The organism is Streptomyces sp. NPDC060232 (genome assembly GCF_042726555.1).
GTDB lineage: Bacteria > Actinomycetota > Actinomycetes > Streptomycetales > Streptomycetaceae > Streptomyces.
In genome coordinates, this window is sequence record NZ_JBHXAG010000012.1 from 231,884 (window position 1) to 241,401 (window position 9,518).

Genomic DNA, 9,518 nt, shown 5'->3' on the forward strand with positions numbered 1-9,518 from the left:
GTACGCCACGGTGGGAGTGGCGCCGATCAAGGTACGGTCGTATGCGTACCTCCGTTTGGAGACGTACCTGCATGCAAGAGGGGGAACTCAGCCATGTCCACGACCCTGGCCACCGAACTCAGTTACGCGAACACCGTGACGCGGGCCCTTGTGCACCGAGCAGCCGTCTGCGAGGTGTTCCTCACGGACTCGGTCCGGGTGGCCGAGGACGAATACCTCATCGCCGCGCAGCTTCCGCGCGTGCACAGCTACTACAGCGACCAGACCACCTCGCCCGCCGTCTACGACCCGCTGCTCCTCGTCGAGGTCTTCCGACAGGCTTCGATCTACACGGCCCACACCTTCCTCGACGCCGCGATCGACCAGAAGTTCATCTTCAACGGCGGCGAGATGAACGTCACCGACATCACCGCCCTGCACATCGGCGCGCGGCCGGGCCACGCGCGGATCCACGCCCGGCAGGCGGGGCTGAAGCACCGCGACGGCGTCGTCACAGGCAGCACGCTCGACATGGTCCTCACGGTGGACGGGCGTGAGGCCGCGACCATGCGCACCACCTGCCAGTGGATGCCGGGCCGGGCCTGGGACCGGATGCGGGAGAAGGGCCGGGCCTCGCTCCCGCTCAACACCGCCCGGCCGCACCACACGGGGCGCCGCGTACCCCCGGTGGCCGTGGGCCGTGTCTCCCCGCACAACGTCGTGCTGTCCGAGACCGAGGTCCGCGAGCACGAGGTGCTCACCCAGGTCATCGTCGACCAGGCCAACCCGGCTCTCTTCGACCACCCGCTCGACCACATCCCGGGTGCACTGATCTTCGAGGGCTTCCGCCAGTCCGCGGTGCACGCCGCGCACGAGCTCTTCGGCCTCTCGCCGCAAGGGCTGCTGCTCACGCGGGTGGAGACGGACTTCACCCGCTTCGGCGAGTTCGAGCTGCCCACCGACTGCCTGGTACGGGTGGTGGAATCGCCGACCCCGGACACGGTGGCCTTCGAGATCACCATGACCCAGGAGGACCAGATCGCCCGGGCCCGGGTGCACCTCGCCTTGACCAGCCCCATCGGCGGGGCGCTGCTGAACCGGTTCTCCCACGCCACCGCCGGCGCCTGAGAGCCCGTATCCCGTATCCGGGCGACCCAAGGAGACACCGCAGTGCCCCAGCCCATGATCTGGTTCGACTTCGGCGGCGTGCTCTCGCCGCCGCTCGACGAGCTCTTCGACTCGTACCACGCGCGAACGGGCATCACACCACGTCAGATGAAGACCGCGCTGGCCGCGGTCGCGGCCGAGCTGGGCGTCGAGCCCCTGGCACCCCTCGAACTGGCCCTGCTCACCGAGGCCGAATGGGGACGGTCGATGGTCCGCGTCCTCCAGGAGGCCGACCCCGGCATCGACCTGTCCCGTGCGCGCTTCGAGGAGTTCGGCCGGCAGTGGTTCGAGGGTGTCCGCGCCAACCCGGTGATGGTGGCCACGGCCCGGCAGGCCAAGGAGCACGGATACCGGGTCGGCATCCTCAGCAACAACGTCGCCGAGTGGGAGCCCTACTGGCGCGCGATCGTCGCGCCCGTCGGCGAGGTCGACTGCATCGTCGACTCCTGCGTGGTGGGCGTCCGCAAGCCCGACCCGGAGATCTTCCGCCGGGCCGAGAAGGAGGCGGGCGTGCCGGCCGCGGAGTGCGTGCTGATCGACGACCTCGCCGAGAACTGCGCCGCGGCCCGCTCTGTCGGCTGGCGTGCGGTGCACTTCCGCAACAACGCCCGGACCGTACGCGAGCTGGCGGGCCTCACCGGGCTGCCCGCGCTCGTCTGACGCACCACTCTTCCCCACGGAGCACACATGACCAGTACCGTCACGTCCGCGGCCGTCACCGTCACGGACATACCCCACCTCGACCCCGTCCCGGCGTTCACCGTGCTCGACGAGCGCGGCCCGGGCGGCGTTCCGCTGATCCAGCTGCCGAGCGGCCACAAGGTCGCCCACCTGACCCGTTACGCCGACGTGCACAAGGTGCTCACCGACCCGGCGTCCGGTCGCGCCGAGACCAACGTCGAGGACGGGCCGAGCTTCCTGCCGACCGTGATGCCGAAGGAGCTGCTGCTCAACCTGGACGCCCCGCACCACGCCCGGATCAGGGGTTTCGTCGCCGCCGACTACAGCGCCGCGGGCACCGAGCGGCTGCGCCCGGTGATCGGCGAGGTGGTGGACGAGGGCATCCGGCGACTGCGCTCCAGCGCGTCCCCCGACCTCTTCACCGATCTCCTCGACACGGTCCCGGTCACCGTCAACTCCCACTTCCTCGGCTTCCCGCTGGAGGACGTACCGTACTTCCGGCCGTCGTCGCGGATCGTGCAGATCGCCTCGCACGAGGACGTGCCGGATCTGGTGCAGCACTTCTACCGGTTGTACGGCTACGTCGAGGACCTGGTGACGGGGGTCAGGCCGGCGGTGCCCGGAGGGCTGATCGACCGCTTCCGCGCCGCCCGGGACCGGGCCGAGCCGCCGCTGGACGACGCCGAGCTCACCGGCATCTTCTTCGGCTCGCTGCTCGGCGGCGACCAGAACGTGGTGTCGGTGCTGACCAAGTCGCTGTACGCGCTGCTCGCGGCGCCCGCGCTGTGGCGCCGGCTCGCCGACGATCCCGCGATCGCCCCGCGTCTGGCGGAGGAGCTGATCCGTCTGATCCCGCTGGGGGCGATCTCCGCGTTCCCGCGGATCGCGGGCCGCGACCTGGAGACCGGCGCGGGGGTCGTGGCGCGGGGCACCGTGGTCTACCCGGACGCCTTCGCCGCCAACCGGGACCCCGAGGCGTTCCCGGACCCGCTGACCATCGACCCCGACCGCGCGCCGGCCAAGCGGCACCTGCAGTTCGGCTACGGAATGCACCACTGCATGGGCGCCGCGCTCGCCCGCATGGAGATCGTGGCCGTACTGACGCGTCTGGCCCAGGAGTTCCCGGACCTGGCCCTGGCCGTCGACCCGGCCGAGGTCCCCTGGGACAACGGAACGGTGCTGCGGCGGCCGACATCGCTGCCGGTGCGGTGGTGAACCGAGGCACCGGCTGACGCGGCGGCGCCGGGACGGGGGCGGGCACGGGGTCTCGTGCCCGCCCCTCGCCGCGCCCGTCAGCGGGGTTCGCCGAACCACTGGCGCAGCGTGTCGGCCAGCGGGCCGCCGTCCGGGGCCCAGGCGACGTATCCGTCGGGCCGCACGAGGACGGCGTCCCAGGGCATCGGGACGGCGGTCGTCGCGGGGACCGTGCGCAGCACGTGGGCCCAGCGCCCGGCCTGTTCGCGGTGGACCCCGCCGTCCTCGCCGAGGAGGATCAGCACGGGGCGGCCGGGCAGCAGCAGCCGGGTCAGGTCGGTAGGGCCGTCGTCCGTGGTGAGGGGCAGGTTCGGCAGGAAGCGGCCCTCCCAGCGGGAGCCGAGCCCGCCCTGCGGGGGGTACGCCGTCTCCTGGGCGCTGATCATGTGGCCGAGGCGGCCCTTCACCTCGTCGAGACCGAGCAGTTCGGTGACGAGGTCGCGCAGCGGGTCGAGGCCGGGGTCGGGCCGCATGAGGGCCAGCTGGGCCCGGGTGTTGTCGATGACGCGCTGTCCGGCCGGCCGGCGTTCGGTGTCATAGGTGTCGAGCAGGTCCTTGCCGGCGGTGCCCGCGAGGGTGTGGGCGAGTTTCCAGGAGAGGTTGAGTGCGTCCTGCAGACCGAGGTTGAGGCCCTGCCCGCCCACGGGGAAGTGCACGTGGGCGGCGTCGCCGGCGAGGAACACCCGGCCATGGCGGTAGTCGCGCACCAGGCGGGCGAAGTCGTTGAAGCGGGAGAAGAAGACCGGGTCGGCCATCGGCACGTCCTGGCCGAGGATGCGCTCGCCCTCGCGGCGCAGCTCGCCGAGGGTGAGCGGGGAGTGCCGGTCGGGGTGGGGGCCGCGGAAGTCGATCGTGATGAACCGGCTGTGTCCGTACGGGTTGACGCCCGCCACCGTCCAGCCGCGCGGGGTGCGGTGCCAGCCGTACGGCACGCGGTCGGGGTCGGTCAGCCGCACCAGGCCGAGCAGGGCGGACACGGTCGCGGGGTGCGTGTCCTCGGGGAAGCCGAGCCGTTCGCGCACGGTGCTGCGGGCGCCGTCCGCGCCGACGACGTACTCGGCGGTGAAGCGCCGCACGCCGTCCGGTCCTTCGGCGGTCACCTCGACCGAGTCGGGACCCTGGTGGATGTCGCTCACGCGGTGTCCGCGCAGCACGCTGACGCCCCTGGCGCGGGCCCGCTGTTCGAAGTCCCGCTCCAGATCGGCCTGCGAGCGACCGACGATGGGGCCGGGCTCGGTGGCGGGGGCGGTGATGACGAGCCCCGGCATGCCCGCGAAGTGGAACGCGTCGGCGGAACTGCGCCGCAGCCGGTCCTCGGTCGCGGCGTGCGCGTGCAGATGACCGCGCCGGGCGAGGCCCTGCACGGTGCGGGCGTGCAGGGTGCCCGCCTTGGGCTGGTCACGGGTCCGTGGTTCGGCTTCGAGCACGACGGTGGAGACGCCGTAGTGCCCGAGCTCGGCGGCTGTGAGCATCCCGACAGGTCCGCCCCCGATGACCAGGACCTGGGCATGTGCGGGGGCGGGGCGGATGTCGTGGAGGGCGCGGTTCATGGGGGCGCGGATCCTTTCCTGGTGCCGCCCCGCCGGGCGGACACGGTGTGCCGCGGGAAGCGCGGTGGCGGCGCGGGTGAACGCGGGAGGCCCGGCGCTTTGACGGGGGAATCGGAGCGCCGGGCCGGTCTCGTCGGTGTCGTGCGGAACGGGAGGGGAGCGCGGTGCGCGCTCCCCTCGCTCACAGGACGGTCACGCGGCGCTCTTGGCGGGGCCGCCGCGCAGCAGGGCGGCGACCACGGCGCAGAGCACGGCGCAGACCGCGGCCAGTGCCCACAGGACGGTGTGGAACGCGGAGTCGTAGGACTGGGCGAGGAAGTGGGTGAAGCCCTCGGTGTCCACGGCGCCGGAGACGCCGGTGGCGCGGGCGAAGTCGCCGCCCGCGGCCTGGTCGGCGACCTGGTCCGCGTTCGCGGCGCCGGCGTAGTCGCCGATGCCGTCCTCGATGCGCGTGCCGAGGACGGTCGCGAGGACCGATCCGTACACCGCCACGGCGATGGCCTCGCTGCCGAGCCGCAGGGTGTTGAGGAAGCCCGCGGCCATGCCGGCCTTCGCCGGGTCGATCAGCTCCAGCGCCTGGCCGTCGACGAGTCCGGCCGAGAGGCCCATGCCGGCGCCGGTGACGAGCATCGGCAGGGCGACGACGAGGATCGTCACGTCCGGAGAGAAGAGCGTGAGCGCCAGATCGCCGACGACCAGGCAGGCGAGGCTGATGTAGATGAGGGTGAGCGCGGAGACCCCGCGGGTGACGAGTTTGGCGGCGAGCATCGGGCAGACCAGCACGGGCGCGGTGAGCAGCAGCATGATCAGGCCGGCGGCGCCGGTGTCGCGGCCGGTGGCCGCGGTCAGGTAGCTCGGCAGGTAGGTGAGCATCGTGACGAACCCGAAGGACGCCGCGACGGGCACCAGGCACAGGCCGACGAAACGCCGGTTGCGCAGCACGCTCAGGTCCAGCATGGGGTGCTCCCTGCGGTTCTCGACCGCCGCGAAGACCGCGAGGACCACGACGGCACCCGCGAACAGCGCCAGTACGCCGGTGCTGCCCCAGCCCCACTGCGAGCCCTGCACGATGGCGGTGGTCAGCAGCACCATGGCGACGACGAACAGCGCGCTGCCGGGGACGTCGATGCTCGCACCGCTGCCGCCGTCCGCCGGCATGGCCTTGGCGATGGCGGGCACCGCGAGCAGTACGAGGAGCAGGGCGACGGCGTGCACCGCGAACACCCAGCGCCAGCCGAGGCCTTGTACGAGGACGCCGGCCAGCGAGGGGCCGATCGCCACGCCGACACCCGCGACCGTGCCGAACAGCGCGAACGCCTTGGCGCGTGCCGGGCCGTCGAACACGGTCGCGATGATCGCCGCGCCGCAGGAGAAGATCGCCGCGCCGCCGATGCCGGCGAGGGCGCGGGCGCCGTCCAGCCAGAGCACGTTGGTGGCGAGGGCGCTGGCGAGCGAGGCCACGGCGTAGACGGCGGCCCCGGCCGCGAAGGCCTTGACCCTGCCGACGATGTCGGCGATGGAGCCCCACACGAGCGTGAAGCAGGCGAAGGCGACGTTGAAGGCGTTCACCACCCACTGCAGGGGTGCGAGGCCGGCGTCGGTGTCGGCGCCGATGTCGGGCAGCGCGACGGCCGTTCCGGAAATCGACATGGGGACGACGAACACCGCGAGGAGCACTGCGGCCAGGGTGAGGGTGCGGCCCGGCTGCCCTTCCGCCTGCACAGGTGGCGCGGCCGACGACGTGGTCTGCGTACTCATGGGGGCACAACTCCAGGCTCGGCCCGGCCGGCGGTGCGACCAGGTACGGTTCGGATCGAACCTTAAGCTGACACAGAAGAGAGGTATGATGCAAGCCGTACCTCAGGAAGGACCATGCCGATGCCCGATGAGGATGGCCACCCCTCGATCGAGGAGATGAGCCTGCCGGCCGTGCTGAGCGCGCTCGCCGATCCCCTGCGCTACGCGGTCGTCTCCGCCCTGCTGAAGGAGCCGGAAGGCACGGCACGGACCTGTGCGTCCTTCAACCTCCCGGTCTCGAAGTCGACGATCACCCACCACTTCAAGGTCCTGCGCCAGGCGGGCCTGGTGGGACAGGTGGACCGCGGCAACAGCAGGGCGGCGACCCTGCGCGGGGCGGAACTGGACGAGCGCTTCCCCGGCCTGCTGGACCTGATCCGCGCCAACCCCTGACCACGCGCCACGGCGGCCGCCGTGAACCGGCGCGCCGCTCGTCAGGGCGCGCCGGCGGGCGCACGCGGCTTTTGATTGTCCGGGGCGCGGACTCCTTCCGGGCAACCGGTCGGGGCCCTGCAATGGGGTGGAGCCGGCGCATCGGAGAACCGGACGTTCCCGACGGGTGAAGGCCACGTGGTCCGGGCCGCCGATCCGGTCCTGCCGCCGTGCCTCGGCCGTGCCGTCACCGGGCCGTTCCGGTCGACGCCGGGGCCTGACCCTCCAGGAGCCACTGTGTCCACGACCGCCCCGACCCGGCCCGATCGGGCCGCAAGGACGCTCATCCCGGCGACGCTCATCCCGGCGACTCCCGTTCCGGCGACCCTCATCCCGGCCGGGGGCTGAGATGCCGGCGAGGGTGACGGTCGTGGGCGGCGGGGTGATCGCCCTGCTCACCGCGGTCGAGTGCGTGCTCGACGGACACCGGGTCACGGTCGTGGGCCAGGGCGCCGTCCCGGACGCCGGGGCCGCCTCTGCGGGACGGCACCGCATCCTTCGGGCGCTGCATCCCGCGGACCCGCGGACCACGGGGGCGGCGCTGCGCGCGCACCACCGCTGGGTCGAACTGGAAGAGCTGTTCCTGACGCGTTTCTACGAGCGGGTCGGAGCCCTCACCGTGCTGCCGCCCGCGGCGGCGGCGGATGGCGCGGCCCTGGTCGCGAACGCCGGAGGCACTGCCCGGGAGCTGACCGCGGCCGGCCTGTCCGACCGCTATCCGCACCTGCGCCTGGACACCGGCCTCGGCGCCGTACTGGAGGAAGAGGCGGGCGTCCTGCTCGCCGGACGCGTCCTCGCCGCCTGCGCCGGCTGGCTGAAGTGGCAGCGGGGGGTCGAGCTGGTCGAGCACCGGGCCGTGTCCGCCGTCGACGGCGGGAGCGGCACCGTGCACCTGGCCGACGGGCGGGCGGTGCTCGGTGACGCGGTGCTCGTGGCGGTGGACCCCCGGTCCCGCGAACTGCTGCCGGAGGGTGTCGCCGAGCGGCTGACGCTCTACCGGCAGTCCCTCCTGCACTGCCGGGTGCCGCCGCACCAGGCGCGGGCGTGGGCGGCCACCCCGGCCATCGCCTCCCTCGGCACCCCGGGCGGAGCCCGGCTGGTCCCGCCGGTGGCCGGTAGGGGCCTCAAGCTCACCTCGGCCGCCGCCCGCCGGGTGGTGGACGAGATCACCGACCACGCCACCGACCCGTACTGGCAGCGCATCCTGGAGAGGGAGTTCGGCGACGTCCTGCCCGGCTTCGGGCCGGCCTGGGTGACCGCGGCCGAGGACGCCTACTACGCGGCCTTCGCGCCGGCCGGCGGCACGCCCCTGGCCGCCCTGGGCGGCCAGGGGTACGCGTACGCGGCCTGCGGGGGGACGTCCTTGGCGTTCGCGCCGCTCATCGCGAGGTCGCTCGCCGACCGGCTGGCCGGCGCAAGCCCGCCGCCGACCGGTGTCGGCGTGTTCGACGCACCGCCGACGGCCGGGCCCGCCCCGCGGCTCGCGGGACTGCCGGCCGGCGGCCGGGTGTGAGGCAGCTGTACGTCCTGCGCCCCGAGCCCGTGATGCCGTGAGCCTGGCAGCTGTCCGGCCGATCAAGGCCGGCCCTGCATCCCTGCGGGGATGCAGGGATGCAGCACCGCCGGATGACCGCTCAGCGACGCCCCTGCGGAGCAGTCGCGTGATCGGCGGACAGGTCCTAATCGGTGCAGTACCTCTTGAGTGCGCTGTTGAAGGCGGTGTCGTAGGCCGTGGTGTAGGCCTCCTTGGCCTTCTGCACGCCCTCCGCGTTGGGGACCAGGCCTTGGGGTTCGCGGACCTTCGGTTGCGGCTTCGCGTCACAGACGCCGGTCTCGGCGAGTGCCTTGCCGTCGGTGAAGCCCTCTTGGGCGCCACGCGCGCGCTCCGAGGCGATGAGCCGCTGGTTGACCGCGTCCTGGGCCTGCTGGCCGCCCAGGCAGGTCGCGCTGGCGCCGCCCTCCTGGAAGGCCCGGTACTTGCCGGCGGGCATTTCACCGGAGGTGAACTTGCCGTCGTCGCCCACCGTGGCGCCGCCACTGCCGCCGCCGTCGGTCTGGTCGAGGAATACCTTGCCCTTCTTGAAGCCGTCGCCGCTGACCACGGCCTTCGCGGGATCGGCGGCGGCCTCGACGAAGCACGCCGCCGCGGGAGCCGCGGCGGGGGCCGCAGCCCCTGCCGCCGCCGCGGCCGGGCCGGCGGCGAGCGATCCGGCAAGGAGGGGGGTGAGCAGAGCGATACGCGTGCGCTTGTTCATGGTCGTTCCCCAGGTGGAGGAGATGTGACAGGGGGAGGCGGGGTGTCACGCGACCGGCCTCGGAGGCAGCCGCTGCACGCGCGGCGGGAATCGACGGCTGCGGAGTGCAGCCCACGACGCCTCCGCCGCGGCGCGGGGTGAGGCGCTCGGAGCGCACCCCGTCGGCCCGGAGGGTTCGTCCGCCCCTCATCCATCGTCCTCCGCCCCTCCAGAGGTGTCGACCGGTGGCAGCGGCTCGGACTCTCCCGCCCGGCGCTGCGGAGACGTAGGCGTCGTGCATTTCGGCTCCGCGCGGGATCGGCCGGACCAGGGTCTGTATCGAGTTGCCCCGTGGAGCAAGGAGCGGCGTTCGGCACGTGCCCTCGGCGTGCGGGACGAATGTCCTCGTAGCGGAGCTACTAGG

The 9,518-nt window shown here is 73.0% G+C and carries 8 protein-coding genes; 5 read left to right on the forward strand and 3 right to left on the reverse strand.

The genetic code is table 11. The features are described 5' to 3' along the window. Positions 1–93: 93 nt before the first annotated feature. Genes ACFWFZ_RS19735 through ACFWFZ_RS19745 form a run of 3 tightly spaced genes read left to right on the forward strand, consistent with a single transcriptional unit; the run spans position 94 to position 3,042 of the window. The gene (locus ACFWFZ_RS19735; RefSeq protein WP_387123937.1) at positions 94–1,107 is read left to right on the forward strand and encodes a ScbA/BarX family gamma-butyrolactone biosynthesis protein; all 1,014 of its coding nucleotides are present in this window, start codon (positions 94–96) and stop codon (positions 1,105–1,107) included. Positions 1,108–1,149: 42 nt separating this feature from the next. After that, positions 1,150–1,806: an HAD family hydrolase gene (locus ACFWFZ_RS19740; protein WP_387123939.1), complete on the forward strand. Its 657-nt coding sequence runs from the start codon at positions 1,150–1,152 to the stop codon at positions 1,804–1,806. A gap of 27 nt (positions 1,807–1,833) precedes the next feature. Continuing rightward, positions 1,834–3,042, forward strand: coding sequence for a cytochrome P450 (locus ACFWFZ_RS19745; protein WP_387123941.1), 1,209 nt, complete (start codon positions 1,834–1,836; stop codon positions 3,040–3,042). 77 nt (positions 3,043–3,119) lie between these two features. Here ACFWFZ_RS19745 and ACFWFZ_RS19750 read toward each other — a convergent pair whose 3' ends face one another. Together ACFWFZ_RS19750 and ACFWFZ_RS19755 are read right to left on the reverse strand one after the other, a co-directional pair. After that, positions 3,120–4,631: an FAD-dependent monooxygenase gene (locus ACFWFZ_RS19750; RefSeq protein WP_387123943.1), complete on the reverse strand. Its 1,512-nt coding sequence runs from the start codon at positions 4,629–4,631 to the stop codon at positions 3,120–3,122. Positions 4,632–4,823: 192 nt separating this feature from the next. Next, the gene (locus ACFWFZ_RS19755; RefSeq protein WP_387123945.1) at positions 4,824–6,389 is read right to left on the reverse strand and encodes an MFS transporter; all 1,566 of its coding nucleotides are present in this window, start codon (positions 6,387–6,389) and stop codon (positions 4,824–4,826) included. A gap of 120 nt (positions 6,390–6,509) precedes the next feature. Here ACFWFZ_RS19755 and ACFWFZ_RS19760 point away from each other — a divergent pair, with 120 nt between their 5' ends. After that, positions 6,510–6,821, forward strand: coding sequence for an ArsR/SmtB family transcription factor (locus tag ACFWFZ_RS19760; protein WP_387123947.1), 312 nt, complete (start codon positions 6,510–6,512; stop codon positions 6,819–6,821). A gap of 388 nt (positions 6,822–7,209) precedes the next feature. Then, the gene (locus ACFWFZ_RS19765; RefSeq protein ID WP_387123949.1) at positions 7,210–8,373 is read left to right on the forward strand and encodes an NAD(P)/FAD-dependent oxidoreductase; all 1,164 of its coding nucleotides are present in this window, start codon (positions 7,210–7,212) and stop codon (positions 8,371–8,373) included. Between the two features lie 166 nt (positions 8,374–8,539). On the opposite strand, the gene ACFWFZ_RS19770 is transcribed toward ACFWFZ_RS19765, so the two are convergent. After that, a complete protein-coding gene (locus ACFWFZ_RS19770; RefSeq protein WP_387123951.1) occupies positions 8,540–9,115 on the reverse strand; it encodes a hypothetical protein in 576 nt (191 codons plus the stop codon). Between the last annotated feature and the right edge of the window lie 403 nt (positions 9,116–9,518).

Coding starts and splice junctions, on each gene's coding strand:
- ACFWFZ_RS19735 (WP_387123937.1), top strand. CDS start 94: ATGTCCACGACCCTGGCCACCGAACTCAGTTACGCGAACACCGTGACG.
- ACFWFZ_RS19745 (WP_387123941.1), top strand. CDS start 1,834: ATGACCAGTACCGTCACGTCCGCGGCCGTCACCGTCACGGACATACCC.
- ACFWFZ_RS19750 (WP_387123943.1), bottom strand. CDS start 4,631: ATGAACCGCGCCCTCCACGACATCCGCCCCGCCCCCGCACATGCCCAG.
- ACFWFZ_RS19755 (WP_387123945.1), bottom strand. CDS start 6,389: ATGAGTACGCAGACCACGTCGTCGGCCGCGCCACCTGTGCAGGCGGAA.
- ACFWFZ_RS19760 (WP_387123947.1), top strand. CDS start 6,510: ATGCCCGATGAGGATGGCCACCCCTCGATCGAGGAGATGAGCCTGCCG.
- ACFWFZ_RS19765 (WP_387123949.1), top strand. CDS start 7,210: ATGCCGGCGAGGGTGACGGTCGTGGGCGGCGGGGTGATCGCCCTGCTC.
- ACFWFZ_RS19770 (WP_387123951.1), bottom strand. CDS start 9,115: ATGAACAAGCGCACGCGTATCGCTCTGCTCACCCCCCTCCTTGCCGGA.